The organism is Kitasatospora paranensis (assembly GCF_039544005.1).
In the GTDB taxonomy this organism is placed as follows: Bacteria; Actinomycetota; Actinomycetes; order Streptomycetales; family Streptomycetaceae; genus Kitasatospora; species Kitasatospora paranensis.
Window position 1 is genome coordinate 388,737 of sequence record NZ_BAABKV010000001.1, and the last position, 25,916, is coordinate 414,652.

A 25,916-nucleotide genomic window follows, 5' to 3' on the forward strand; every position below is an offset into this window, starting at 1 on the left:
CCGCATGAAGGCTCTCGTAGCCCGCGAGTACACGACACTCGACGGGGTCATCGTCACCGACCTCCCGAAGCCCGTCGCCGGTCCCGGTGAGGTGCTGCTCAAGGTGGAAGCCGCCGCCCTCAATCCGCTGGACCTCGCGTTGATCACGGGTGCGATGAAGGACTTCTTCCCCGTCGAGCACCCCCTCGTCGTAGGGATGGACGCTGCTGGCACCGTCGGCGAAGTCGGTCAGGGGGTGACGACCTACGCACCGGGTGACCCGGTGCTCGCCTTCACCGGTCAGGCCGGGGCTGTCGCCGAGTACACCGTGGTCGCGGTCGGTCCGCACCTCGCCAAGAGGCCCGCCGGCCTTGCCGCACAGCGCGCCGCGGCCATCCCCGAGTCCGGGATGACGGCCACGTGCCTACTGCGGGCGGTCGGCCTCACAGCGGGCGAGAGCGTGCTGGTGGTCGGTGCGACGGGAGGTGTCGGCCTGTACGCGGTACAGCTCGCCGCCTCGCTCGGCGCCAACGTGATCGCCACAGCGACCCCCGAGGATGCGGACTACGTGCGCGGGCTCGGCGCACACGGCACCGTCGACTACAAGGCGGGCGATGTCACGGAGCAGACGCTGCGCCAGGTTCCGGACGGTGTGGACGTGGTGGTCGACCTGATCAATCGTGGTGACACGCTGTCCAGCACGGCCCGGGCAGTCCGCGACGGGGGCCGGCTGGTCTCCCCCTCTTCGGGCCGCAGGACCTGGGCCGGGGAGTCACCGGCGCCTACATCGGCAGCTTCACCGCCGAGCCCGGTGACCTGGAGGACCTAGCCGCCCGCGCGGCCGACGGGCGGCTGCGGGTGGAGATCGGCGCCACCTACCCTTTCGCCGAGGCCCCGCAGGCGGTGTCGGACTTCGCAGGCAAACATATCCGGGGCAAGGTCGTCATTACCGGCCCGTAACGACGTCAGCGACGGCAGCAACGCCACCGCCAGGCCCGCTCCGCACACCACCAGCCACCCGTGCAAATCGCCCGGTTCGTCCTGCGAGGCCGTCCAGATCACCGGTGCGGCCTCTGCAAGGACCGCCACGGCCAGCAGCGCGGCGATGACGCAGAACCGGTAGCGGGCGGACCGCTCGACCGAAGGTGCGCGTCACCGTTCCTCCGCTCCGCGCCGGTCCGACTGCTCGATCCGGTCGTTCGATGGTGGATCGGGCAACGGCCGGGCGTCTTCGCGCTCGACGGCCGCCTGGTGGAGGCGCAGCACGCCGTAGCCGCCGACCTGTTCGGGCTCCCGACCGGTGAAGTGGGCGAGCACGGTGCCGTCGGGTGCTCGGAGGGTGCGGCGCGTGCCCGACTCGCGGTAGTCGCCCGTTCCCGACTCCCATCTCTCGGTGGTGACGGTGACGTGCGACCAGCGGACCGCGCGCATCGAGTCACGGGCGGCGGTCACGAAGCCGTCCTCGAAGCAGTAGAGGTGCGTCATCGGGCCGCCCTCGCGTCGCTCGAACAGGGGCCAGCAGGTGAGGCCGGCCAGCCCCAGGCCCATGATCAGCCCCAGGGTCGTGATCAGACCGTCGGGCCAGCGGGGAACACCGCGGACCAGCTCGTAGCCCGCCGCCCCCACGAAGAGCACGCCCAGCATCATGAAAAACCCGTCGCCGACCGTGGATCCCGGGACCGCGAGGCCCCGGTACCCGCCCAGCCCGTCGGCAGCCCCCATCGCCAGCGCCGCCTCGCGTTCGCTCACGCAGCCCTCCCCGCACCGGTGCCCGCACCCACGGCCCCGCCGTGGGGCCCCGCCTCCTCCAGGGGAGACGCTGCGGAGCGCCCCCGGGTTCCTCGGCGAGGCAGCGTACTGGCTTGCCGCGCCACCGGCCGTCGGCGGTGGTGAGCCGTCAGGGGTGGACGAGGAAGATCGAGACGAAGGCGCGGGGAGGGACCGTGGCGCCGGCGGCCGACATGGCCACCACGACGGTCCCCGGGCTGGCCGAACTGGTCCGCGACTCCCGTGTCCGGGCGCGGTCCGCCTTCGAGGCGGTCCGGTCACCACTGGCCGATGACGGGGAGGTCGCCGTTCACGCCGAAACGGGCGCTGCCGACGGTCGCGCCACCGTCGTAGGAGGCCTCATAGAAGTCGGAGTACTGCCCGCGGTAGACACCGACCTCGTCGCGGCCGTCGCCGTCCCAGTCCCGCACGATCGGCTGGTCACCCAGCACACCCAGCTTCACCTGGTACGCCACCGAAGCGTGGTCGTTCGACAGGCGTCTCACCCTGAGCGGCGAGCTCGGGATGAAGGTCGTCCCGGTCCAGCGCGGACGGCGGGCGCGGAGGTCGGGGCACGCCGTGCCGCGCTCGCCGAGCAGCTGGGCGACGACGACCGCCTGCGCGCCGAGCTCCGGATCGAGGACACAATCGGGAACGTGTCGGTGGTCGCCGACCTGAAGCTCCGCGAACTGCGCACCTCAATCGAGTACCCGGCGCCCGAGGAGGGCTACCCGTGAGCTGGGCGAAGCGGCTGATCCGGCAGCTCGCGGCGGCGCCGGCCGACACAGCCGCTCATGCCGAGGCTGCAACGTCGATGTGCAGGCATCCCTTACGGGCGGCGAGCGGCCATGCCGTGAAGCTCTCTCCGTGGGACTCCACGAAAATGCCGTGCCGGTGGGCGACGACGCCGATGGCCGGCTTCCCCAGCAGACGAGCCAGGACGTACGCGGCAGCCAGACTGGTGACGTCACGGATGGTGCCCAGCGGCAGAAGCGAACGGGTTTCGGCTATTGCTTCGTGCTCACCGGCTCTCAGCACGATCCTTGTCCCAGGCGAGACTCCGTGCGCGGTGATGGCGACGGCGATGTTGTCGAGATCATCGGAGCCCACGGCAGCCAGCGCCCTGGCACGGTTGAGGTGCAGCCGTTCGAGCACAGCCCGGTCGCCTCCGTGTCCCACCAACACCGGTATGCCCAGTGACCGCGCAAGTCGTGCATTCGGCGCGTGGGGATCCCGGTCCACACCGACGACGGGGACGCCCAGGCGCCTCAGCTCCCCGCACAGCCGAAGTCCGACCTGGCCCGTGCCGACCACGATCACGTGCCCGGACCGGGGCACGGTGCGGGGCCCGATCAATCCGACAAGCTGGGGGCCGAGCATCCGGTCGACGACGCCCGCGGTGAACATCGCGCTGAAGACGATCGTGCTCAGCATCAGCACGCTCGCCACCACCTGGTAGGCAGAAGAGTGGGGCGGGGCGGCTGCCGGGCCGACCGTGGCGACCACGCGGGCGGCGTCGAAAAGCGCCTCCGCCGCCGGGTGCCCGAGACTGGTGAGCCACGCCCAGTCGCCGAGCAATGCTGCGAGCATGCCGGCCATGCCGGCGAGCATGAGCCGAGCACCTGCGTCATGCGGCTGCCCGGTCAGCCTGTCCAGACGGGAGCGCCATTGGACCCGCTCGGGCGTCCAGTGCTCGGCACGTACGTCGGTGCCAGACACCCGGACCGCCCGCGTCAGAGGACCCTGGCGGTACAGGGCTGCAATGGCCACGTCGACACAGGGCCCGGCAAGGGCCGGGGCGACCAGATCGGCCGGCGAGGTGACGTCGCACTGCGGTAGTAGGCGGAGCAGCTCATCCGCCATCGTGCGGTCGAAGATCGTCACGACGATGGGGATGCCGGTGGAGATGTGGGCGAGGGCCAGTGCATACCGCAGGGCTGCGGCATCCTCGTGGAGTAGCACCGCGATTCCTGTGGGTTCTGGTGACAGCGCAGCGTGGAGGTCCTCGTCACGGGGTTGCGTGAGGTGCAGGACGGCATGCTCGTCCTCGCGCAGTGACGCGCACACCCGGCGGGCGAGGTTGGTCTCTCCGATGACGACGAAGGAACGAGTGCCGTCGGGGGTGGGGACGTGGTTCATATCGTGTCAGCTCAGTGCCCGGCCCGGTGGTGCGACGGTCTGATGGGTCTCCCGGCGGGTGGGTGCACGACCCAGGCATGGCTGACGCACCCTGTACGGACCCGACTCGGTTCACGAACCTGACACACCGTCACAATCCTCGAAGTCCGGGCCTCCGAGGCACAGTCACTCTTCACCCCTGGAATGTTGCAGGTGATGGGCAGCCAGGGTACTTCCAGCTTTCCATAATCCCGTGCGCACTATCGAAAGTTGCCATGGATCCTTATGCGCAGTGTGGGGAATTTTGTCCGGACATGGCTGCTGGCGGCAGGGTGGGGCTGTGACTACGTTGACGGTGTTGCGGCGACTCGCGGACATGACGTCTGACGACGCAGGCGGCTTCATGGCGCGTTCGATCCACCTGCTTCCCGGCTCCGTGCCGACCTCTACGGACAGACGGGATTTCCCCGAAATCGGTACAGCCCGGGCCCGTCGGCGTGTGACGGTCCAGAACTGACGCTCAGTGGACATGGCCTTGGCCAACCGGCCACGGGGCCGGCGAACGGCACAAGAATGGGTCCCGCCTGCCGGCAGGCAGCCATGGACACTCCGCGGCGATGGGCCGGCTGTGGGCGCGGTTCCCGCAGGATTTACGGACACCGGGTGAGGTGAAGCATGGCAGCCGATCGTCCTGAGCACGGGGCTTTGGTGGTGCACTACTCGAACGTTCGCCGGGTGGGCCGGGTGGTTGCAGCCGGTGGCCCGTGGTGGCGTCTGTGGCCACCACGGACGCATGTTCACTGGAGTGATGGAGTAGTCGATGCGTGGCGGGCGGGAATGTGGACTGTCTGCCCCAAATCCGGCGGCCGGTAGCCGAGGCCTGTCGGCAGGGTGGGCGGGTCCACGTGGAAGGGAGAACACGCCGGTCCGGAGCTGCAGCGCCCCCAGGGCCCAGCCGCCTCGCCTCCGGCGGTCGCTTCTCCACCACCGCGGCCACGCCGTCGTAGCAGATCCGAGTGTCATCGCTCTGGGCGACGTCGCGGTTGGACCCCGCTCCGTGGCGGACCCTGGACAGCAGCTGTCTGTGAGGTCCGGGGAGATGCTTGACGTTTCGGTCTGGGACTTGCTTGACGGTGTCTCGCGTGATGTCTGACGGTTCCAGGTGATGCTTGCCGGTCAGCGGAAGTCGGCGATGTAGCGGGCGACGGGACCGCCTCTGCGGGGGTGGGTGGAGATCTCGACGTCGCCGTCGAGGACGCGAAGGCAGGTGTCCTCGATGACCACGGTGACGGTCTTGCCGGCGTGTGCGACGCCTGGGCTCCACCACCGCACGGAACCGATGCTCGACCATCCAGTCCTCATCGCCCGCCCCGGCAGGTTCCGCCATCTCGCCCATGCCAGTGCAACGAGCCGAACCGTTAAGAGCGCGGTGGTGAACCGGTCTGCAGCTCGATGACCAGCAGCTTTCGGGTGGTGGCGGTGTCGGGGTGGCTGACTGCGGGCAACCAGCGGAGGGTGCGTCAGGTTGTGGAGGTGCGGAGTGCCGTCGGTGATCGCTTTGCTGGAAGTCCGGGAGGCGCGGGCCCAAAGGGTGACGGGGCGTCATCAGCACCGGCCGTTGTGGAGGAACCCGTGCGTGTGGCCGGGACACTGCCCGCGGGTCCGGTGCTGCGGGACGGTTATGACGCCCGGCCGCCGGCCTGGCAGGCGGGGCTGGGAGCCGATGTGCTGTGCGGGGCCTACCGGCAGGGGTCACCGCCGAGCGGGTGTGGAAGACCACCTGCGCACAGGGGCGGCTCCCCTCCCACGGCTGTCCAGGGCGTGGGAGGAAGCGGTCGTGGGTGTGTCGGCAGCGGTGCCCAACCCGGTCGACGGTTCAGTGCGCGGCTGCGGCAGCGGGATCGGTGCGTCGGTCCTGGATGAGGTCGGCCCACCGGCGGGCCGTACGGGACCACATCCGGTCGGTGTCTGCTTTCGCCTCGTCGAGCTGGGACAGAATCTCTTGCGGTTGAAGCTGCGCGGCGGGAGCGGGGTGGCACCAGGGCAGTAGGCGGTGCGGCGCTGGACGGCCGGTCCGCTGCGAGAGGCGCGGGTGGAGGTTCACGCGTGGGACAGCCTGAGCATCTGGGGCTGCGCTGGATCGATCGCCGGGGGCGGGCAGGGGGCGGCTGGGCATTGTGCGGCGTCCGGGAGAAGGGTGGCTCGCACCCGTGCCGTGGCACGGGTGGTGCCGTCCGCTTCGCGCCGCAGGAGCACGTGCTCGGAGAGGGCGGACACCATGAGCAGGCCTCGTCCTCGGAGGCCTTCCAGGTCGCCCCACGCGCCGTCACCTGGGATGACCGGGAGGTGGGGCAGAGGCAGGGTCGTGCCCGTGTCGACGACTTCTATCTCCAGGGTGTCGCTGCAGTGGTGGAGGCGGACGGCCATGTCGTCGCCACCGTGTTCTGCGGCGTTGGCCACCAGTTCGGCGAGGACGACGATCGGGTCGTCGGCCGCCAGGCCCCATGCGGTCAGCAGCCGCGTTGAGCAGGATCGTACAAGGTGTGCCATCTCGCTGGTCGCTGCGAGCAGGAAGACTGCGGTTCGGCATCGTCCGCTGTGGCGGGGGTCGGGACGGGCGGGCTGGCGTGGGGCTGGCGGTGCATCGGGATTCTCCTCCCGGGTCGTCCTCTCCGGGGCTGTCTGCGGGTCGCGGCGATGATGGAGGGGACGTGTGCTGGTGGTTCGGGGTGGGCGGTGGGCTGAACGGCGCGGGGGTGCCGGACAGCCGACCGCCCGCCGGGGACGCCGGGGGCGCCGGGGGCGCCGGGGGCGCCGGGGGTCGGCTAGCCTCCGAGTGCGTCGGATCCGGTGGTCACGGGCAGGGTGACCGAACTGAATCCGGTGAGGGCGCCGAGGGTGGTGGGGTCGTTGTTGGCCCCGGTGTAGTGCGGCGTGTAGGTGGTGTTGGCGAAGATCGACACCTGCTCGTTGTCGGTGGCCAGGAGGACCACACCGATGCGGTGGCCCTTGGGGACGGTGTAGTTGGTCGGCTCGGCCTTCCAGGTCACGGTGGTGGGCTGGCCGTCGACGACGATGGCCTGGTGCCGGTCACCCATCCAGTGGCGGATGTCCGCCCAGCCCCGTGTGATGACGTTGTACTTGTAGTTCTCGGGTGTGGTACGGAAGAAGATGCTGTACGGGCTGACGCAGGGGTCGTTGCCGGCGATGCTCTGCCCGGTGCAGAGCTTCTGGGATGCCCTGGTGTCCGTGTCGTACCGGGTGTCCGGCGTGTAGTAGTTGTTGCTCTGCGGGCCGTAGTCGACGAGCAGGGCCGTCAGGTACGGAGAGGGGCCGTTGAGGGCCGCGTTGACGGTGAAGGACGGCGCACCCTGCAGGGTGACGTCCCGGTCGAGGGCGGGTGACAGGTAGGCCAGGGACTGGGCGTTGCTGGCCCCGTCGGGGTCAATGAGGTTGCCCGTGGTCTTCGTGACGCCGTCGTCGGTCAGCTGCTGGCGCACGAACGGCAGCTTCGCGTTCTTGCCGAGGGAGCCGTCGGAATTGAAGGTGAGCTTGACCCCGGCGGTGCCGGCCGCGGGCCAGCTGTCCTGGGTGGTCCAGCTGGTGAGGTCGGGTCCCTGCACATCGGCCTTAGGCTGGTCCAGGACGTGGTTGTCCACGTCGTCGAGCCAGTAGTCGAACCACTGGTGGACCTGGCGGACGTAGTCGTAGGGGCGCTGGTTGTAGGGCCGGTAGTGCAGGCCCTGGGTCACCCAGAGCTTGCTCGGGACGTGGGCGTTCTGGAGGGCCTGCCAGTAGCTGACCGACTGGCTGGGGCGGACCACCGGATCGTTCACGCCCTGGACGAGGAAGACGCTGGGCTGGTCCGCGGTGACCTTGGCGGTGTAGTTGCGCGCGTCCCAGTAGGCGTTGCGCTGGCCTGTGTCGCGCTCGAGATGGGCAGTGACGTTCGAGGCGATAGCGTCGTTGCAGCTGTGGCGGTCCGGTCCGGTGCTCACGTAGGTGGCGAGGTTGTCCAGGTCGTAGCCCTTGGAGCCGGACGGATTGGTGACGACGCCGTCGAACCGGGTGTAGTCGTACCAGTCGGCGATGCCGGCGACGGACAGGATGGTCTTGAGGCCCTGGGGCTTGGCGGCGGCGCCTTCGATGGACAGGGCGCCGTCGTAGGACTTGCCCTTGAGGGCGACCTTGCCGTTCGACCAGTCGGCGGCGGTGATCTCGTTGCCGTTCTCGCCGTAGCCGGTGGCGCGGCCGTTCAGCCAGTCGATTGCGGCCGTGATCCCGGCCTGCTCCGATGCGCTGCCGGGGTCGACGCAGCCCTGCGAGTTGCCGGTGCCCACGGCGTCGAGGTCGGCGACGGCGTAGCCGCGCGGGACGAAGTAGTTGTCGAAGTAGGCCTCATAGGTCATGTCCCACTTGGCGTCGGCCGGCACCGTGGGGTCGGCGGTCGCGGTGACGGGCAGGTCCTCCCGGTTGGGGTTGTCGGCCCCCGAGGCGTCGGCGAAGATCTTGTCGATCTGTTGCTGGATGGCCTGGCCGAGCGGCGGCGTGGCGTCCTGCGCGAAGGTGTTCGCGTGGCGGCCGAGTGTGTCGCTGGCGTGCCCGTTGTACGGGCTCGGCTCGATGATGGTCGAGATCGTGACACCCGGCAGGGTCTTGGGCCGCTTCAGGCGCAGTTGCACCCGGGCGGGCGTGCCGTCCGGCCGTTTGGCCCCTGACACGATGTTGATCGTCTGGGTGATCGCCTGGGACAGGTCGCACTGCGGCATGGTCTCGGGCTGTGGGGCTGCCTGTTTGGCCTGGCTGGCCAGGGCCGACTTGCGATCGGCTGCGACGGCGGCGACGTTGCCTTGGTCGCAGATCTTCGTGTCCGGGTTCTGGACCTGGGGGGCCGCCGGCACTGGTTCCGCGGCTGCGGCAGCGGTGCCGGACGCCGTGAGCGTTCCGGCGATCGCGACACCGATGAGTCTTCTGTGAAGGGGTCTCATATGTGGAGTTTTGCAGGCAGATGAACGGCTATGGAAATGCCAATGTTCCATACCCTTGCATTCCACAGAAGGCAATCGGCCCGGTTTTCCGCATGCGGACAACCGGGCCGGGATATGGATGGCGGCGCGCCCTCAGGAGCGGCCTTGAATGGTGTCAGGCGAGCGCGCGGGTGCCCGTCTGGCCCGGAGTGCCGGGGACGGCGTGGGGAAAGTGGCAGGCCACCGAGTGGCCGGGGGCCAGCTCCCTCAGGGCCGGGGGCTGCTGTGCGCAGAGGTCGGTGGCCTTCCAGCAGCGGGTACGGAAGCGGCAGCCCGACGGTGGGTCAGCGGGGCTGGGAACCTCTCCGGCGAGGCGTATCCGCTCGCGGCTGCGATGGGCCGCCGCGCCGGGATCGGCGTCCGGGACGGCCGACAGCAGCGCATGGGTGTAGGGGTGCAGAGGGCCGGCGTAGAGGCTGTCCCGCTCGGCGATCTCGACGATGCTGCCCAGGTACATGACGGCGACGCGCTGGGAGAAGTTGCGCACCACGGCGAGGTCGTGGGCGATGAACAGGAAGGCGATCCCGAGTTCTCGGCGCAGGCGCCTCATCAGATTGACGACCTGTGCCTGCACGGACACGTCGAGGGCCGATACGGGCTCGTCGGCCACGATGAGTTTCGGTTCGACGGCAAGGGCGCGGGCGATTCCGATGCGCTGGCGCTGGCCGCCGGAGAACTCGTGCGGGAATCGGTTGGCGTGCTCCGGGCGCAGCCCGACGAGTTCGAGGAGTTCCTCGACCTTCGCGCGCCGCTGGGCGGGCGGCGCGGTGTTGCTGACCTCCATCGGCATGGAGATGATCTGGCGCACCGTCTGGCGCGGGTTCAGGGACGAGTAGGGGTCCTGGAAGATCATCTGGATCTGGGAGCGGACCGGTGCGAGCCGGCGCCGCGAGGCGTGGGTGATGTCCTCGCCTCGGTAGAGCACCTGCCCGGAGGTCGGCTCCAGGAGCCGCGCGACGAGCTGGCCGGTGGTGGACTTGCCGCACCCGGACTCGCCGACGAGGCCGAGACTCTCGCCCCGGTCGAGGGTGAAGTCGACGCCGGTGACGGCCTGTACCGTGGCCCGGTGGACTCGGAAGTGCTTGGTGAGGCCTCGGACGTCCAGCAAGGGGGTCTGGGAGGGTGTCATGCGCTGCTCCGGGCGTCGAGCTGGTCCGTGAAAAGGCGCTTTTGGGTGACCAGCGGCAGGTGGCAGGCCGCGGCGTGCCCGGCGGGCGCGAGGAGTGGGCGCCGGTCGCGGCAGGCGGCGCCGACCAGCTCGGTGTGCGGGCAGCGGGGGCGAACGCGCAGCCGGCCTGCAGGTTGAGCAGATCCGGCGGGGAGCCTTCGATGGGCGGCAGGTCGGCGTCGGGGTCGGAGTCGAGTCTCGGGACCGAGCCGAGCAGGCCGCAGGTGTAGGGGTGCTGCGGTGTGCCGAGGACTTCTCGGACGGTGCCGCGTTCCGCGGCGCGGCCGGCGTACATGACGAGGACGTCGTCTGCGCTTTCGGCGACGATGCCGAGGTCGTGGGTGATGAAGACGACGGCGGTGCCGAGGTCGCGCTTGATCTCCGCGAAGAGGTCGAGGATCTGCGCCTGCACGGTGACGTCCAGGGCGGTGGTGGGTTCGTCGGCGATGAGGACGTCGGGCTCGCACATCAGCGCCATGGCGATCATGGCGCGCTGGCGCATGCCGCCGGAGAACTGGTGGGCGTAGCTGTCGGCCCGTAGCTGGGGTTGGGGGATGCCGACGCGGTCGAGCATCTGGACGGCGCGCCTGCGGGCTGCGCTGCGGGGTTGGCCGGTGTGGCGGCGGTAGGCGTCAGCGAGTTGTTCGCCGACGGTGTAGTGCGGGGAGAGGGCGGTGAGCGGGTCCTGGAAGATCATGGCGATGCGTCGTCCGCGGACGCGTCGCATGTCCCTGTCGGTGGCGCCGGCGAGCTGGATGCCGTCGAGGGTGATGGAGCCGGTGATGACGGTCTTGCGCGGGTCGTGGAGGCCGAGGACGGCCAGGAGGTGACGGATTTCCCTGATCCGGATTCGCCGACGATGGCGAGTGTCTTCTGGCGTTGGAGGTCGAAGCTGAGGCCGTCGACCGCGGTCACCTCGCCGTCCTTGGTGGCGAAGCGGACCGTCAGGTCGGTGACGGACAGGAGAGGGCTCATGAGGCACGCACCCGGGGGTCGATGACGGCATAGGCGATGTCGACGACGACGGTGAACAGGACGAGGGCGGCGGCTGCGACGAGGGTGACGGCCATCATGGCGGGGAGGTCCTGTTCGGTGACGGACTTGACGGCGAGTTGTCCGATGCCGGGGATGTTGAAGGTCGTCTCAGTGATGAGGGCACCGCCGAAGAGGACGCCGAGGTCGAGGCCGAGGAGTGTGACGATCGGGGTGAGGGCTCCGCGGAAGGCGTACTTGAAGAAGACGGTGTGCTGGGGCAGGCCCTTGGCGCGGGCGGTGCGCACGTACTCCTCGCCCAGGGTGTCGATCATGGAGGAGCGGGTGTAGCGGGAGTAGGTGGCGATGTAGATGATCGCGCAGACGGCCCAGGGAAGTATGAGGCCGCCGAACCAGGCGGCGGGGTCCTCGGTGAGCGGGACGTACTGGGGGCGCGGGAGCAGTCGGGTCTGGTCGACGAGGAGGTAGGTGGCGACGATGCCGAGCCAGTAGATCTGGACGGCGGCGCCGACGAGGGCGAAGCCGGAGACGGCTTTGTCGAGCCAGGAGCCGCGGCGCCAGGCGGCGAGCATGCCGGCTCCAACGCCGACGGTGAGGAAGATGGCGACGACGCCGACGACGACGGATGCGGTGGCGGGGAACTTGGCGGTGATGAGGTCGAGGACGGGCTGCTGGTTGACGTAGGAGTACCCGAGGCACGGTGCGGGACAGGGGTTGTCGCCGATGGTGCGTCCGGCGAAGATGCCGCTGACGTACTGCCAGAACTGGAGGTAGACGGGCTGGTCGATGCCCATGTTGTGGCGGATGGTGGCGAGGGTTTCGGGGGTGCAGAGCTGGCCGCAGGCCATGCGTGCGGGGTCGCGCGGGATCTGGAAGAAGAGGAAGAAGGTCACCGCGGTGATGAGGAGAAGGATGGCTGCGGCGCTGAGGAGTCGGCGGATGAGGTAGGAGGGCATGGGTTTCGCCTTCGGCGGTCGCTGGGCGGAGGCGGGCATGTGGTGGCCGGCCGGGCGCGTGGGCGGCGGGGATTCACCTGGCGCGCCCGGCCGGCTGTCTCGTGCGGCGGTCAGCCGCCGCTCTTGAGGTAGATGTTGAGCGGGGAGAGCGCGCTGCTGGTCGTACCGATGAAGGCGCCGCCGATGTTGGAGCCGACGAGGAGAGTGGAGCGGGTGTCGGCGAAGGGGATGACCGGCACCTTCTCCATGATCTTCTTGTCGAGTGCGGCCCAGGCCTTGCCCTGCTCGATGATGCCGGGGAGCTGGTTGACGCGCTGGATCTCACCGTCGATCAGCGGGTCGTCAAGCTTGGAGTAGTTGTAGGAGCCGTCGGCGTTGGAGGACTGGAACAGGGCCGGTATGGTGCCGGCGCCGCTGGGCCAGTCAGACGACCAGCCACCGGTGTAGAGGTCGAAGCCGTTGTCCTTCTTGATGACCGCGTCGAGGTAACTGGTGGCATCGATGGGCTTCTTGACGACGTCGAAGCCCGCCTTCTGCAGAGCGGCGGCGATCAGGAGGGCACCCTTCTCGCCGATGTCGTCCTGCGCGTAGGCGTACACGATCTTGGTGCCGGTCTTGCCAGCCTTGTCGAGGATGGCCTTGGCTGCAGCGGGGTCGCCGGTAGCCGGGAGTTCGGGGAACGGGTTGTAGGCCTGGTAGCCGATGGTGGCGGGCGACAGGATGGTCGTCGCGATCTCGCCGTACGTGGATCCGCCGTAGACCTGGCGCAGCTGCTGCTTGGGGAAGGCCGTGTAGAGGGCCTTGCGCACGTCGAGGTCGGTGATGCGTGTGGTGTTGATGTTGAAGTAGCGCACGTAGGGGGTCATGCCGCTGACGGTGCGGGCCTTCAGGTCGGGGTCGGTCTGGGACTGGGGGACGAAGGACGCGTCGATCTGGGTGGTCAGGGTCAGGGCGTTGCGGTCCGAGCCGGACTGGGCGGCGATGCGCTGGGAGGTCTGCTGGGACTGGACGCCGAATTCGAACTTCCACCCGTCGGGGTAGTTGTGGCGCAGCGGGTCGGTCGCCGGGTCCCAGTAGGGGTTGCGTTCGAGGATCATGGCGGTGTCGGAGTGGCTGGCGATCTTGTACGGTCCGGTCGACTGCGGGAGGCGGTCGTAGTCCTTGCCGTCCTTGCTCTGCTGGACGGGTGCGGTGCTGGGCCAGGCGACGGCGAAGGGGAAGTCGGCGTGGGCTTCCTTGAGGTGGAAGACGAGGGTCTTGCCCTTGGCCTCCAGGATGCTGTCCGGAAGCGAGCCGCCGGAGGGTCCGGGGTAGGTCTTGGCGTAGTCGGGTCCCGAGAGCCAGGTCTGGACGTAGTTGGGGCCGCCGGTCTTGGTCTTGTCGTAGGAGCGCTCGATGCCGTACTTGACCTGTTCGGCCGTCACCTGGGTGCCGTCGTCGAACTTGAGGCCGTCCTTGAGGGTGAACGTCCAGGTCTTGCCGTTGTCGGTCGTGGTGCCGGTGTCGGTGGCGAGGTCGCCGACGAGGATGGCCTTGCCGTCGACCTGCTTGTAGCGGGTGAGGCAACGGGTGAAGAGTTGGGAGGCGGTGCTGGCGTTCGTCGCGTAGACCATGGCCGGGTCGAGGTGCTTGAAGTCGGCGGTCTGCAGGACGGTGACGGTGCCACCCTTTTTGGCCTCCGCCAGGGCGCCGCCGGACCCTTGGAGTCCGCGGTCGTGCCGATCGAGACGACGGTCGGGCTGAGCGCCTCGGGCTTGGCGGCGTCCTGCTTCGGTGTCCCGCCTCCGGCGGCGCTGCACGCGGAGGCGGTGAGGGCGGCCACGAGCAGGGCGGCGGCGCGTCTGTGGGTGCGTCGGTTCATGGTGTGTCCTTCGGGCAGGGCGGGGCATGGCCGTGGCCGTGGTTGCGAGTGGGGCCGGGCCGGCTGGAGGGTGGGTTCAGCGCGCGGAGCGGGGTCGAGGGCGTCGCGCAGGGAGTCGCCGAAGAGGTTGAAGGCGACGACGAAGACGAGCATCGCGAGGCCGGGTATGGCCATGTAGGTGATGTCGTTGAGGTAGTGGGCCGCGCCGTTTTTGATCATCCGCCCCCAGTCGGGGGTGGGCTCGACGATTCCGACGCCGAGATAGGACAGGGCGGCCTCGGTGGTGACCATCATGGGCACTTCGAGGGTGACGGTGACCAGGATGGGGGTCCACAGGTTGGGCAGGAGCTCCTTGGTCATGACCCGCCAAGGGCTGCAGCCTGCGACCTTTGCGGCCTTCACGAACTCCCGCTCGCGCAGGGAGAGCACCTGGCCGCGCAGCAGCCGGGCAGTCTTGGTCCAGCTGAAGAGCGAGAGCGCGACGATGAGGGCCATGACGCGGAGCCCGGTGGAGGCGTTCTCGTCGTCCGCGACGAACAGGGACAGGATGAGCGGTGTGAAGGAGAGAAAGAACAGCGTCGCCGGGAAGGCGAGGGCCACGTCGATGACCCGGCTGATCACGAAGTCGGTCTTCCCGCCGAAGTAGCCCGCCGCGACACCGGCGATGGTGCCGACGACGGTGACGACGGCCACCACCGAGGCGGCGATGAGCAGGGACGTCCTGATGCCGAACAGGAGCTGCATGAGGACGTCGCGGCCGAATTCCGGCTCGAGACCGAGCCAGAAATGTCCGTCGATTCCGCCGTTGGCCTTGACGGGATAGCCGAATTCATTGAGAAGGCCCGGCTGCTCCTGCCCGTACATGGTGTACGCATCGTGCCCGTAGAGGGCCGACACGACCGGCGCGCCAATGCCGATAAGAAAGTACAGGAAAACGACGAAGCCGCAGATTATGCCGGTTCTGTCGGCGAGAAGTCGTCCCCAGGCGAGGCGTCCGGGAGTTCGGAGCTGAGCGGTTCCCATACCTGATGATCTTCACACCGAATACATTCCGTGTGTAGCTGCCAAAATTCCATAGCCCTCAGGAGCTATGGAACAGCTCGGACTCCGCCGGTGACTGACCGTAGCGCTGCACCCATGCATGATAGGCGGGCGAGTTGTCCACGGCGGCCTGGTGCGCCTGCTGGGCGACGCGCACCAGGTCGTCGCCGTAGGCGGCGATGGCGCTGTCGCGGCGCCACAGCATGAGGTGGCGCATCCACAGGGGATTGCCCCGGATAGGCCGGACCGCGACGTTCTCGTCGGCCCGCACGGTTGCCTGACAGGCGGTGACCGCGCGTCCGGTGGCGACCAGCTCGCGACGTAGACCGGTATCGAACAGAGGGTAACGGTTGTTGGGGTAGAAGCCGGCGGCCGCGCAGGCGTCGTGCAGATGCTCGGGCCATCCCATGCCATCGGAGTGGGGAATGACCCAGATCTCGTCCTCCAGGTCGTTCAGGTCGACTTCCTCCTGTTGCGCCAGGGGTGGCTGGTGCACAGGGCGATGAAGACGGGCTCCACCGCGATGGTCCTGCACACCAGTTCCGGCTGCGGCTCCAGGACGTGCCCCGGGTAGTCGGCGACCAGCGAGAGGTCCATGCGCCGGGCGACGACCATCTCGACCTGGGTGCCGATGGCCCGCTCGGCGTGCACGGTGACACTGGTGGCGGAGTCGAGGTCGGCGAGCCAGTCCACGACCCTCCGATCCACGGCGGCATGGTGCCTCCGAAGCGCACGTTCCCCAAGTCCCCGCGGTGAGGGCGATAGGCAAGGATCTCGTCGATGTTGGTCAGAACCGCCTTGATCCTGGCGAGGACGAATGCGCCGAACTCCGTCGGCTGGGCGCCCTGCCGGCCCCGGAGGAAGACCGGCGCCCCGAGTTCCTCCTCGATCCGCTGGACCTGCTTGGTGAGCGTCGGCTGGGAGATGCCCAGCGCGGCTGCCGCCCGCGTGAGGCTTCCGTGATCGGCCACCGCCTTCAAGATGCGCAGGTGCCGCAATTCGAGATGCACCTGGCCAGCCTAGGGCAGAACCTGCGCTACCGACAGGATCCGGACACCGGTGAACATGCCCGCCAACGGGACATCCGCCGGCCGGCGCAAGGGGATGACGCGGGGCCGCCCGGGCGGAGTCGCAGGCAACTCGGCGGGCCATCCGCCCCCGACGGGATGGCCTGCAGCCTGGCTTCCGGTGGGGAGCCGTACCCGTACGTCACCGAACGGGTACGGGCAATCCAGCTCTGCACCGGGGCTGAGGAGACGAAAAGACACCTTCATCTTTTGCTGAATGACCCCTGACGGCGGCGTCCGCCGCTGCGTCCCCTCCCCGGCGCCCCACAACGTGTCGAAATCTTTCTTGTTCCACCCTGAGCCGTCCCAGGGATCGAGAACGCTCCGCGTCCTTCCGATTGTCGGGCGCGGCAGCATTCACTGTGCCGCTCCGACCTCGTGCGGAGTCGCAGGATCCGGACGAACCGCCAGCATATTGCGTGCAAAAGCACAGGATGCCTCCCACGTGGGTCACCCCTCGAGATGGGGTGTGCGCCGGCGGATACTGAGCCACATGCTCCCGTCCGACTCCCCATCGGGCTATGGAAATCTGGAAGTGTCGGTGAGGTTCAATCAGCTGCAACCCTCCAGCCATGAGAAGCCTCCCCACAAGACTCCTCGGCGTGACGGCCGCCGGTGCGCTCCTCGCATCTCTCGCCGCCGTCAACGCCGCCGCAGCCGACCCGGCGCCGGTCGCCCTCGTCCAGAACAACGAGACGCAGCCGGTGTACGGCATGTCCGATGCGATCACCCTCAAGGTGAACATCCAGACCGGCGTCGACACCGACAAGGACGGTCATCCGGACACGGTGCAGCTCCGGCTCAAGCGGCCCCACACCGCTGCCGGCGTGAAGGTGCCGACGATCATCGAACCGAGCCCCTACAACTACACACAGAGCGACCGTCTCCCGTACCACGAGACCCAGCTCAAATCGGACGGCACCCCTTCCATCGCGCAGTACTTCGCGGACCAGTTCTCAGCGCTGTTCCCTGACGCGGACCCGAACCAGGACCCCGACGTCCCGGCAGTCAATCTCCCGCAAGGCGCGGCGCCGGTGCCGGCCAAGGCCGACATGTGGGACATGACGTGGGAATCGTGGTTCGACAACTACTTCGTCCCCCGTGGCTACGCGGTCGCCGACCTCGACGCTCTGGGCACGGGGAAGTCCACCGGTTGTCCCAACCCCGGTAGCAGCAACGAGCAGGCCGGCGTCAAGGCAGCCGTCGACTGGCTGAATGGCAGTGCCGTCGGCACCGACGAGAACGGCAACCCGGTCACCGCCACCGACTGGTCGAACGGCAGTGTCGCGCTCAAGGGCAAGTCCTACGACGGCGCGCTGTCCGTCGAAGGAGCGGCCTCCGGCGTTAAGGGCCTCAAGACGGTGGTTTCCGTTGCGGGCATCCCGGACTGGTACCGCTACAGCCGCTCCAACGGCATGCCCGTCGCGCCGGGCGGCGCCAACGGCTACGACCTGGACAACCTCGCCACCTTCGTCAACTCGGGTCCGAGCCGTGCGGCCTGCAAGGCCATCATCGCCTCCAACCTGACCGACAAGGTCGCCTTCAACAGCGGCGACCGCACGGCCTTCTGGAACGAGCGCAACTACGCCTCTTCCAACGCCCTGATGAACACCAAGGCCAGCGTCTTCCTGATCCAGGGCACCAGGGACGAGACCGTCCGTCCGGAAGGCACCCTCTCCTACTGGCAGGCGCTGCAGCAGTACGGCATCCCCAGCAAGCTCTGGACCTTCCAGGGCACCCACATGCGGCCCTACCAGCTGCGGCGCGACGAGTACGTCCGCCAGATGCACCTGTGGTACGACCACTGGCTCTACAACCTCGACAACGGGATCATGGACGAGCCCAAGGTCGACGTTCAGAAGCCGGACCTCAGCGGCTGGACCACTCAGAGCTCCTGGCCCGCGCCGGAGGCCACCAACGTGACGCTGAAGATGCATGCCGACGGCTCCCTGAGCAGCGGATACGGCGGGCTCAGCGTCAGCCAGTCCATGACCGACAAGGGCGACGCCATCGACACCGAGAGCGTGCTGGACCCCAACGGGGCCAGCAATGCCGACTCGCTGGCCTACATCACGCCGAAGCTGACCGACGCTGTCACCCTCGAAGGCTTCCCCTCCTTCAGCGTCAACGCCTCACTCAACGGGCCCTCGCCCTACCTGACTGCGCTGCTGGTCGACTACGGGCCGCAGAAGTACACGGCGTACAGCGGCAGCACCAGCGGGCAAGCCACACTGTGTGATGGCGTGGCGGACGGGACCAACACCGGATGCTCCGCCCCCTACACCACGGGGATCTACTACCCGACCAGTCACCCGAACTTCCGTGTGGTCGCCCGCGGGTGGCTCGACGGCCGGAACTACATGAACGACAGCACCACCTCCCTGCTCACGGACGGGTCGGTCCACCAGTTCCAGTGGAAGGGGCAGCCGACCGAATACACCGTGCCGGCAGGCCACCAGCTCGGTGTTGTCCTCGTCTCCTCGGACAAGAAGTACACGCCGCGCTACGTCGGCACCTCGGGGACCGAGAGCTCCACGCTGACGGCCCGTACCGAGTTCAGCTCGGTGACCCTGCCCGTCAAGGCAGGCGGAGCGGCACTCGGCGGGTGATCACCCGCATACCAGGCGCGGGCGGCCGGCCGGGGCTCGAACCCCGGCCGGCCGCCCGCGTCGTCAGCACGTCAGGTCCGCCTGCGCCGTCCGCGAAAGCAGTTGGACGTCTGCTGCTGCACCGCAGCTCACCTACTTCTCCCCATCGTGGGAATCTGTCCAGAGAAAGGAGGGCTCCCTTGCCAGAGGTGCCGGCCGCTGACGTCACAGCGAGCGACAACCCACCTGTGCCGGCCGATGATGCGACGCCGGTCCGGTCCATGCCGCCCGGCTTCGATGCCGAGGACTGCGCGGACCCGCACATCGTCCGTGGCATCGACTGAGGTCGCCGGCGTCGCAGGCCAGGACCCGCCTGGCCGCGGCGCCAGGCCGCCTCGCTCGAACCCGGCTGGTCCCGGCCGGGCGTGCACAGCTCACGGGGAAGGGAAAGAGGCTCGTTTCCTGGCCCTGTCCCCATGGGCTGCACCCCGTGCAGGCGATGCGAGGAACCGGTCCGACGCCGCGGGCGACGTCTTCGGCGATGCCCCGGCCACCTGCGTGTCCCGCCCGGTCAGCCCTGACGACGCATTCCTTTGTGCGGAGCGCTCCCGATGAGTCCGCTGGATCATTCCAATTGGCCATAGCATTTCTTCGCGCGCCGGAAGATACAGGGGGCCGAGGCAGAGAGGCCGAAATCGTGCGCCATCTGGCCACTGTTCCGATGGACCTTTCGGCGCCTACCATGTTCCAATGCACCTCGAGCTGCGCCACCTCCGTATTTTGCAGGCAATCTTCGAGCACGGAAGCCTGACTCGTGCCGCCGCCAGCATGGGCGTATCTCAGCCGACTCTCACCAAGCAGGTGCAGCGCATCGAGGAGGAGCTGGGAGGGGAAATCTTCCGCCGCGGCAGGCAAGGGGCCACACCCACCGCGTTCGGAGAGTTCATCCTCGCCCGGACACGAGCCGCGCTGGCCAATATCGACGAAATCCTCGCCTACAAGCCCGGCGCCGGTGCGCTCGGTCGGTTGCGATTCGGTGGAACGATGCCACCGTGGCTCGGCGGGCTACTGGACCGGCTCTCGGAACTGGACGCGGACGCCCAGGTCACAGTCCACGCCGAACGGGCCATCGGCACGCTCGTCGACATGGTGGTCGGGAAGCGCCTCGACTTGGCCCTGGTCGCGGACTACCCCGGCCACCTGATGGATCGGCGGCCCGAGCTGGAGTGCGCCACGATCGCCGTAGAACCGATCTTCATTGCTGTGAGTGCGCATCACCCTCTCGCCGACTCGGACGAGATCCGGCTCTCGGACCTGGCCGACGAGCAGTGGGTGGTGCCGCACTCCGACGGCATGGGATGGCCGGAACACCTCTACGACGTCTGCGCCGCAGAAGGGTTCCACCCCAAGGGCCGTTACAGGCTGTCCGACACTGCGCTGCGCCGCGAACTGGTGGCCACGGGGCGGGCGGTTACGGCATGCCAGGCGTCGTTCGCCGCGGACGGGAACACCAGCGTGAAGCCCCTCCGGGGCGATCCGCTGTGGATGCGCCACCTTCTCATTTGGCGTCGAGACAGCCCCGTGGCCCCGCACGGGCCGGCTCTCGCAGAAACGGCACGGGACGCCCACCGGGAGGCCATGCGGCAATCGCCGGCCCACCCTGCCTGGGCCACGCGCCGTGGCGGCCTGGACCGGAGCCCGTCCCTGTTCAACGCGGTGGACTGAAGCCCCACCGCGCACGCCTACTTCGTCCTCACCACCGCGCGGGATCGCGTTCGACACATGCCGGGGGCCGTGCCCCACCATCAAGCGCGCTCGGAGCGAATGGTCCGGAGGAGGGCCACGGGTTGGACGGGCAGAACGCGTGCGGGTTCACCGTGGTGCCACACGCCTCGGCCCACCGGCACTCGCAGCCGCCGGCTCCCGATCACGGCCACGCGCGCCTGCGCCAGGGTCCGCCCATCCGGTCAGGCCCCGCAGTCAATGATCGGCGGCTTCACATCCGGGCCCATCGGTCAGTCGTCTCCGGGAAGCCCGGCACGGCTTCGCGCACACACCGAAGTCGGCATTCGCTCGCGGACGATCGCCGAAAGCAGCTTCCGGCCGGCGGCTATGACCAGTTGACATGGAGGATTTCACCCCGGCATGGGGTATATGTCTGATATCGATTGCTGACGGCTTGGGGAAGTTTCTGATTACGTAGTCCCCGCAGACAGCAGCCCCACAGGCCCAGAACCGTCCTCCGGTTCACAGCAGCGCAGGCGGATTTTCTTCCGCACCCGTTCCGGCGGGCCCCGACTACGGACCGTTCGGAAACTCCCGGTACCCGTACCGCAGTATCGGAATTCCGCATCCAATCCCTTACCCGAGGATGGCGTGCCATGCCCGAAAACGTTCTTCCGGATGCCCGCCCGATCGACGGTTCCGCAAGAGCAGCCACCGCCCCACCCGCGGCACGGCCGATCAAGCAGCGCAAGAACGGCCTGTGGGGCAACCCGTCCGCCCAGCTTCTGTCGGGCATGAAGGCGGGCTGGGGCTCCCCCGGCGAGCCAGCCGGCTCGCGGCCCACCGGACAGGCGGACCACACTGCCCGCCGCCGGGCCGCGCTGTCGACACGGTTCCCTCACGAACGCCTCGTGATCCCCGCCGGAAGCCGTAAGAGGCGCTCCAACGACACCAGCTATCGCTTCAGGGCTGCCACCGAATACGTGTACCTGACCGGCGATCAGACCGAGGGCGGTGTCCTCGTCCTCGAGCCGGCTCCCGGCGGCGGACACAAACAGTCCCTGTACCTGCCGGCACGCTCCAGCCGACAGAGCGGGGAATTCTGGCTCGACGGCCGCTCCGGCGAGCTGTGGACCGGACGCCGCCGCGGACTGGCGGAGAGCTCACACACCCTCGGCATCCCCTGCCGGAACATCAACGGCCTGGCCGAGGCGCTGCTGGGCGCCCCGGCTCCGGTGCGCCTGGTACCCGGCCACGACGCAGCCCTGGACCGGGACCTGGCGGACCACTGGGCGCCCGCGCACAACGAGGAACTGGTCGAGTACCTGGCCGAGCTGCGCCTGGTGAAGGACGTCTTCGAGGTCACCGAGCTCCAGCGCGCCGTCGACTCGACCGTGCGCGGTTTCGAGGACGTCGTACGTGCCCTCGACCGGGCGGAGACCACCACCGAACGCTACGCCGAGGCCACGTTCTTCCTGCGGGCCCGAGTGGAGGGCAACGACGTCGGCTTCAACACCATCTGCGCCTCCGGCGCGAACGCCTGCACCCTCCACTGGACCCGGAACGACGGCGCCCTTCGCCGCGGCGACCTGCTGCTGCTGGACGCCGGTGTGGAGACCCACAGCCTCTACACCGCCGACCTCACCCGCACCCTGCCGATCGGTGGGCGGTTCGGCGACGTGCAGCGCCGCGTCTACGACGCGGTCCACGCGGCTCAGGAGGCCGCTCTGGCCGTGATCCGCCCCGGTGCCCGCTACCGGGACATCCACGACGCCGCCCAGCGTGTCCTGGCCGAGCACCTCGTCGCCTGGGGTGTCGTGGCGGAGGACGTCGACACGGTGCTCGCGCTCGACCTGCAGCGCCGCTGGACCCTTCATGGGACCGGGCACATGCTCGGCCTGGACGTCCACGACTGTGCCGCGGCCGGTACCGAGACCTACGTGGACGGCAACCTCCAGGCCGGCATGTGCCTGACGGTGGAGCCGGGCCTGTACTTCCAGCCCGACGACCTGACCGTCCCCGAGGAGTACCGCGGGATCGGCGTCCGCATCGAGGACGACATCCTCGTCACCGCCGGCGGACACCGCGTCCTGTCGGCCACACTGCCGCGACGCTCCGACCACGTCGAGGCCTGGATGGCCTCCCTGCGCACCGGCCAGGCGTGAACCTGCGCCGACCCACGACCCGAAAGGCACCGGTCCACACGAATGTCATCCACACAAGCAGCCATCGGCAAGCCGCTGATCGGCATCAGCACCTACGTCGAGCCCTCAGCGAGCTGGCGCGCATGGGAAATGCCCGCCGTCCTCCTGCCGACCCCCTACATCCGCATGGTGCAGGCCTCGGGAGGCATCGCCGTGATGCTCCCGCCCGACAAGCCCGCAGCCGCCTGGGCCACCGTGGCCGGCCTTGACGGCATCGTCATCGCGGGCGGCCCGGACGTCGACCCCGAACGCTACGGCGCGACGCGCGACCTGCGCACCGATCCCCCGGCCTCCGACCGGGACGCCTGGGAGCTTGCCCTGATCGCGGCAGCCCTGGCCCTGAAGACCCCGCTGCTGGGCATCTGCCGCGGGATGCAGCTGATCAACGTGGCCTTCGGTGGCACCCTCGTACAGCACCTGGAGGGGCACGGGCACGGCGTGGCAGGAATGTACAGCTCACACCCCGTTTCCCCGGTCGACGGGACGCTGTACCACTCGCTCGTACCGGAGACCACCGCGGTCGCCACCTATCACCACCAGGCGGTGGACCGCCTCGGCGCAGGCCTTCGGGCGAGCGCCCATGCGGGCGACGGGACGATCGAAGCCGTGGAAGCGATTGAAGGCAGGGAAGTACCGTGGATCATGGGAGTTCAGTGGCACCCCGAGATGGGGACAGACCGCCGGGTGGTCGCAGCCCTGCTGCGCGCAACCGCCGAAGAGGCGCGGCGGCCGCAACTCGTGTCCTGAGACACCTGCTCTCCGACCGGCCCCGCGACCGCAACGCCTCCCCCGAAGGCATCCCGCAGCCGGCCGCGGACGCCGCCCTGGCCACCAACGGTGACCAGCAGGCCGGCCCAGGCGGTTCAGGGCCCACGCACCAGCGCGCCGCGGACTCCCGGAGCCTGCCGGGCGGTCACCGCGCGGCGCCCTGTGCGGCGGTGACCACACCGGCCAACGCGGCCGGCATGCGCTGGCTCGCCGGGCTCCACCCCGATCCCGCCTCCTGTCTGGACGGCTGGATCGCCGGGCGGCTGGTACCCGTACCGATCCATGCCTTCGCGGTCCTCAGTGTGAGCGCAGGCCTCGGACTTCACGCCCTTGAGATCCTCGGCCATCCGCACCCGCCCTGCCCCGTCCTGCACAGCATCCACCGGGGAACCGTGGACTTCTTCGTGCCGACCAACGCCATACAGGTGCCGAGACGCCTGGGCACCCGGCTGTGCGACGGCGTGCTGGAGTGCCCACCGCCGGGACGCTCCACCGCCCTCCCCGGCCGACCGCCTGCGGCCGGCCGGGGAGCCCCCGGCGCTTGCTGGCTGGTCGAACCCGACGGAGGCGGCAACCTGTGGCCGGCGGCCCAGGTACTACGGGCCGTACAGCGCATCTACGCGGCTGCAGCAAGGCCGCCCGGGTCCGACGTGAGGCTTCCGACCGGGACAGCCCTACGCTCACTGGCCCCGTTCTTCGCCGCGGCCCACGCAGCCAAGGCCACATCCACTCCTGGCGGCTGGTAGTTCCTGAGGCAGCCGCCAGGTCCACGTCCCGCCTGGTCGAGCGGGACACCTGGAGTCCGACGGGACTCCCCAGCGGGCCCGGATCGAGGGACCGGCCCGCTGCCGGTGCGCTGCTCCGTCCCATGGCGGCGCACATGGGGCCCGGCCTCAAAGGCGAGGCCGGGCCCCTGGCAAAACGAAGCAGATTCACATTCTCCGGCGACCGTCCCACAGCGGTCGCCGGGCCGGTCCTCCCGTGCGGACGGGAGGCAGCGCACTGCGACGCCCCCCGGCGCGCGTCGGAGAGCGCAGGGTCGGCCGTGCCCTCATCACGGTCCACCATCGTGGCGGCCTCCCCGGGAGGCCGCCACGATGAGCATCCACACGCTCGACCGGCCACCGTCCACGAGCCTGTCACCGGCGCGCTACGTCGCTACCCAGGCCAAATGGCACGGGCCACAAGCTGTCAGGGGTCCTTCGCCGTCGCCGCTTCGGGCGGAAGCCCTGGACCCCGGCAGCGGGACCCCACCCCTGGACCTTCGACAGTTCACCGGTTGGACGCCCGAAGGCAGAGAGACGGTCCAGGAGTGGACCCCGGGTCCCGTGGGATCAGGCGGAGCCGGAACACCTCTACCGCTACAGCGAAAGCAACGGGCTGCATTGGGTGGGCGCCAACGACGGCGCGCCGAAGTGCGTCACCATCCCCCGCCCGGCATCGGCGGCAAGTAGCTCCATGCGAAAAGTCAAGCGCCTGCCGGAGGCGTCGACGATGTCCCGGGCGGACATGCCGCGGCGGACCAGGACGGTGACGTGGGTGGCAGCGGGGGGCAGAGTCGACGCGGGCGGTGCTGCGCCTGGCGCTGGAGGACCTGGCCGCCACCGCGTTCGGTATGCGCTATGCGGATGGGGGCGGGCTGACGGCGAAGGCACGTCGGCGCCGCGAGAGGGTGCGGTTGGAGGCCGCAGGGTTGTTCGCCGAGGGGGTCAGGCCGCCCGAGGTAGCCCGCTGGCTGCGGGTGAGCCGGAAATCGGCGTGGCAATGGCAGCGGGCGTGGCAGGAGAACGGGTCCGGGGCGCTGGCCTCTCGCGGTCCGGGCGGCAACCGGTGCAAGCTGTCCCCGCGCTGCCAGGAGAAACTCGCCGAGTACCTGGACCAGGGTCCGGCCGCGCACGGCTGGGACGAGGACCAGGTGTGGACCGGGGCCCGGGTGGCCGTGCTGATCGGGAGGAAGTTCCACGTCTCCTACAGCGTCTCCGGGGCCACGAGGCTGATGCGCCGGCTCGGCTTCACCCCGCAGGTCCCTGTATTGCCGCGCCGGACCCCGGGCCGTAGCGTGGAGGTGGCCCGGCCGACGAACCGGAACGCCGAAACGAACGGTGAGCACCCCCAGCCGGGAGGTTCACATGCTTGTGTTCGCTCTCTTCCTACTCCCCGCGCTTCTAGGAGCCGTGCTCCTGCTCGGCCAGTACGAAGAACGCCTCACCAGGGAGCTCACCGCGCCGTCCGCCGGGGGCACGCCACCCGCACGCCAGCCATCCGCACCTGAACAGATCGGCGTTGCAGCATGAGCCCGCGAACCGCCAAACCCGGTGATACCTGCCGTTCTGGGCACTTACGGTGATCGGCATGACCGATGCAGGAGCCCCGAAGCGGCAGGAGTCACGGCCCGACTCGAGGAACTAGCCGCGGGGGTGACGATGCCTTCGCGGGGATCGTCGGTGCTCTGGCCGGCGGAGGTGTAGCCGAACAAGGCCATGACCTCGACGGGGAAGCCGCGGCCTCCGCGGTTTCGCGGACGTGGGGCTGCCAGCGTTCGCGGACGGCGTCGACCTTGCGGGCGTTGTCGTGGCCGATGCCGGCGACTTGCGCCACCGCTCAACGGACCGCATCGGGACGCTGATCGCGGCGACCGCGCGGGTGGGTGCCGG

At 69.2% G+C, this 25,916-nt stretch carries 19 protein-coding genes and 3 pseudogenes; 8 read left to right on the top strand and 14 right to left on the bottom strand.

The genetic code is table 11. From position 1 onward, the window contains the following. Positions 1-4 precede the first annotated feature (4 nt). Both ABEB13_RS01955 and ABEB13_RS40175 read left to right on the top strand, forming a co-directional pair. Positions 5-808, top strand: coding sequence for an NADP-dependent oxidoreductase (locus ABEB13_RS01955; protein ID WP_345703968.1), 804 nt, complete (start codon positions 5-7; stop codon positions 806-808). Beyond that, positions 796-939 carry a zinc-binding dehydrogenase gene (locus ABEB13_RS40175; protein WP_425559945.1) on the top strand — a complete coding sequence of 48 codons (144 nt, stop codon included), beginning with the start codon at positions 796-798 and terminating at the stop codon, positions 937-939. The genes ABEB13_RS01955 and ABEB13_RS40175 overlap by 13 nt, the downstream gene beginning before the upstream one ends. A 192-nt stretch (positions 940-1,131) precedes the next feature. Here ABEB13_RS40175 and ABEB13_RS01960 read toward each other — a convergent pair whose 3' ends face one another. Both ABEB13_RS01960 and ABEB13_RS01965 read right to left on the bottom strand, forming a co-directional pair. Then, a complete protein-coding gene (locus tag ABEB13_RS01960) occupies positions 1,132-1,728 on the bottom strand; it encodes a hypothetical protein (protein WP_345703969.1) in 597 nt (198 codons plus the stop codon). Positions 1,729-2,024: 296 nt separating this feature from the next. Continuing rightward, positions 2,025-2,222: a hypothetical protein gene (locus ABEB13_RS01965; RefSeq protein WP_345703970.1), complete on the bottom strand. Its 198-nt coding sequence runs from the start codon at positions 2,220-2,222 to the stop codon at positions 2,025-2,027. A 6-nt stretch (positions 2,223-2,228) separates the two neighbouring features. On the opposite strand from ABEB13_RS01965, the gene ABEB13_RS01970 reads away from it, so the two are divergent. Then, a complete protein-coding gene (locus ABEB13_RS01970; RefSeq protein ID WP_345703971.1) occupies positions 2,229-2,483 on the top strand; it encodes a hypothetical protein in 255 nt (84 codons plus the stop codon). 55 nt (positions 2,484-2,538) lie between these two features. Here ABEB13_RS01970 and ABEB13_RS01975 read toward each other — a convergent pair whose 3' ends face one another. The 12 genes and pseudogenes from ABEB13_RS01975 to ABEB13_RS40180 all read right to left on the bottom strand — a co-directional run. Beyond that, on the bottom strand, positions 2,539-3,885 hold the full coding sequence (locus ABEB13_RS01975) for a potassium channel family protein (protein ID WP_345703972.1): 1,347 nt from the start codon (positions 3,883-3,885) through the stop codon (positions 2,539-2,541). A gap of 1,155 nt (positions 3,886-5,040) precedes the next feature. Next, complete coding sequence (locus tag ABEB13_RS01980) at positions 5,041-5,196, bottom strand: hypothetical protein (RefSeq protein ID WP_345703973.1); 156 nt, start codon at positions 5,194-5,196, stop codon at positions 5,041-5,043. A gap of 768 nt (positions 5,197-5,964) precedes the next feature. Beyond that, positions 5,965-6,414, bottom strand: coding sequence for an ATP-binding protein (locus ABEB13_RS01985; RefSeq protein WP_345703974.1), 450 nt, complete (start codon positions 6,412-6,414; stop codon positions 5,965-5,967). Between the two features lie 275 nt (positions 6,415-6,689). Continuing rightward, positions 6,690-8,765, bottom strand: coding sequence for a CocE/NonD family hydrolase (locus ABEB13_RS01990; protein ID WP_345703975.1), 2,076 nt, complete (start codon positions 8,763-8,765; stop codon positions 6,690-6,692). 241 nt (positions 8,766-9,006) lie between these two features. After that, positions 9,007-10,020 carry an ABC transporter ATP-binding protein gene (locus ABEB13_RS01995; RefSeq protein ID WP_345703976.1) on the bottom strand — a complete coding sequence of 338 codons (1,014 nt, stop codon included), beginning with the start codon at positions 10,018-10,020 and terminating at the stop codon, positions 9,007-9,009. Beyond that, positions 10,017-11,034: pseudogene (locus ABEB13_RS02000) on the bottom strand (ABC transporter ATP-binding protein). The gene ABEB13_RS01995 and the pseudogene ABEB13_RS02000 overlap by 4 nt, the downstream one beginning before the upstream one ends. Next, complete coding sequence (locus ABEB13_RS02005; protein ID WP_345703977.1) at positions 11,031-12,008, bottom strand: ABC transporter permease; 978 nt, start codon at positions 12,006-12,008, stop codon at positions 11,031-11,033. The pseudogene ABEB13_RS02000 and the gene ABEB13_RS02005 overlap by 4 nt, the downstream one beginning before the upstream one ends. A gap of 110 nt (positions 12,009-12,118) precedes the next feature. Next, complete coding sequence (locus ABEB13_RS02010) at positions 12,119-13,537, bottom strand: ABC transporter substrate-binding protein (RefSeq protein ID WP_345709508.1); 1,419 nt, start codon at positions 13,535-13,537, stop codon at positions 12,119-12,121. Further along, on the bottom strand, positions 13,429-14,766 hold the full coding sequence (locus ABEB13_RS02015) for an ABC transporter permease (RefSeq protein ID WP_345703978.1): 1,338 nt from the start codon (positions 14,764-14,766) through the stop codon (positions 13,429-13,431). The genes ABEB13_RS02010 and ABEB13_RS02015 overlap by 109 nt, the downstream gene beginning before the upstream one ends. Before the next feature lie 184 nt (positions 14,767-14,950). Further along, entirely contained in the window at positions 14,951-15,406 is a 456-nt protein-coding gene (locus ABEB13_RS02020) for a LysR substrate-binding domain-containing protein (RefSeq protein ID WP_345703979.1), read from the bottom strand. Then, complete coding sequence (locus ABEB13_RS02025) at positions 15,364-15,618, bottom strand: type 2 periplasmic-binding domain-containing protein (RefSeq protein ID WP_345703980.1); 255 nt, start codon at positions 15,616-15,618, stop codon at positions 15,364-15,366. The genes ABEB13_RS02020 and ABEB13_RS02025 overlap by 43 nt, the downstream gene beginning before the upstream one ends. Positions 15,619-15,791: 173 nt before the next feature. Further along, positions 15,792-15,920, bottom strand: a pseudogene (locus ABEB13_RS40180) (helix-turn-helix domain-containing protein); the annotation flags it as partial. A gap of 629 nt (positions 15,921-16,549) precedes the next feature. Between ABEB13_RS40180 and ABEB13_RS02035 the strand changes: the two are divergent. The 5 genes and pseudogenes from ABEB13_RS02035 to ABEB13_RS40185 all read left to right on the top strand — a co-directional run. Continuing rightward, positions 16,550-18,586, top strand: a complete 2,037-nt coding sequence (locus ABEB13_RS02035) for a CocE/NonD family hydrolase (protein ID WP_345703982.1) — start codon at positions 16,550-16,552, stop codon at positions 18,584-18,586. Positions 18,587-19,315: 729 nt separating this feature from the next. Then, the gene (locus ABEB13_RS02040) at positions 19,316-20,290 is read left to right on the top strand and encodes a LysR family transcriptional regulator (protein WP_345703983.1); all 975 of its coding nucleotides are present in this window, start codon (positions 19,316-19,318) and stop codon (positions 20,288-20,290) included. Between the two features lie 656 nt (positions 20,291-20,946). Next, positions 20,947-22,455 (top strand): aminopeptidase P family protein, encoded by a 1,509-nt coding sequence (locus tag ABEB13_RS02045; protein ID WP_345703984.1) that lies wholly within the window; start codon positions 20,947-20,949, stop codon positions 22,453-22,455. Positions 22,456-22,497: 42 nt separating this feature from the next. After that, positions 22,498-23,241 carry a gamma-glutamyl-gamma-aminobutyrate hydrolase family protein gene (locus tag ABEB13_RS02050; protein ID WP_345703985.1) on the top strand — a complete coding sequence of 248 codons (744 nt, stop codon included), beginning with the start codon at positions 22,498-22,500 and terminating at the stop codon, positions 23,239-23,241. Between the two features lie 1,636 nt (positions 23,242-24,877). After that, positions 24,878-25,300 (top strand): annotated as a pseudogene (locus tag ABEB13_RS40185) (winged helix-turn-helix domain-containing protein); the annotation flags it as partial. Positions 25,301-25,916: the final 616 nt, after the last annotated feature.

Coding starts and splice junctions, on each gene's coding strand:
- ABEB13_RS01955 (WP_345703968.1), top strand. CDS start 5: ATGAAGGCTCTCGTAGCCCGCGAGTACACGACACTCGACGGGGTCATC.
- ABEB13_RS01975 (WP_345703972.1), bottom strand. CDS start 3,885: ATGAACCACGTCCCCACCCCCGACGGCACTCGTTCCTTCGTCGTCATC.
- ABEB13_RS01985 (WP_345703974.1), bottom strand. CDS start 6,414: ATGGCACACCTTGTACGATCCTGCTCAACGCGGCTGCTGACCGCATGG.
- ABEB13_RS01995 (WP_345703976.1), bottom strand. CDS start 10,020: ATGACACCCTCCCAGACCCCCTTGCTGGACGTCCGAGGCCTCACCAAG.
- ABEB13_RS02005 (WP_345703977.1), bottom strand. CDS start 12,008: ATGCCCTCCTACCTCATCCGCCGACTCCTCAGCGCCGCAGCCATCCTT.
- ABEB13_RS02035 (WP_345703982.1), top strand. CDS start 16,550: ATGAGAAGCCTCCCCACAAGACTCCTCGGCGTGACGGCCGCCGGTGCG.
- ABEB13_RS02040 (WP_345703983.1), top strand. CDS start 19,316: ATGCACCTCGAGCTGCGCCACCTCCGTATTTTGCAGGCAATCTTCGAG.
- ABEB13_RS02045 (WP_345703984.1), top strand. CDS start 20,947: ATGCCCGAAAACGTTCTTCCGGATGCCCGCCCGATCGACGGTTCCGCA.
- ABEB13_RS02050 (WP_345703985.1), top strand. CDS start 22,498: ATGTCATCCACACAAGCAGCCATCGGCAAGCCGCTGATCGGCATCAGC.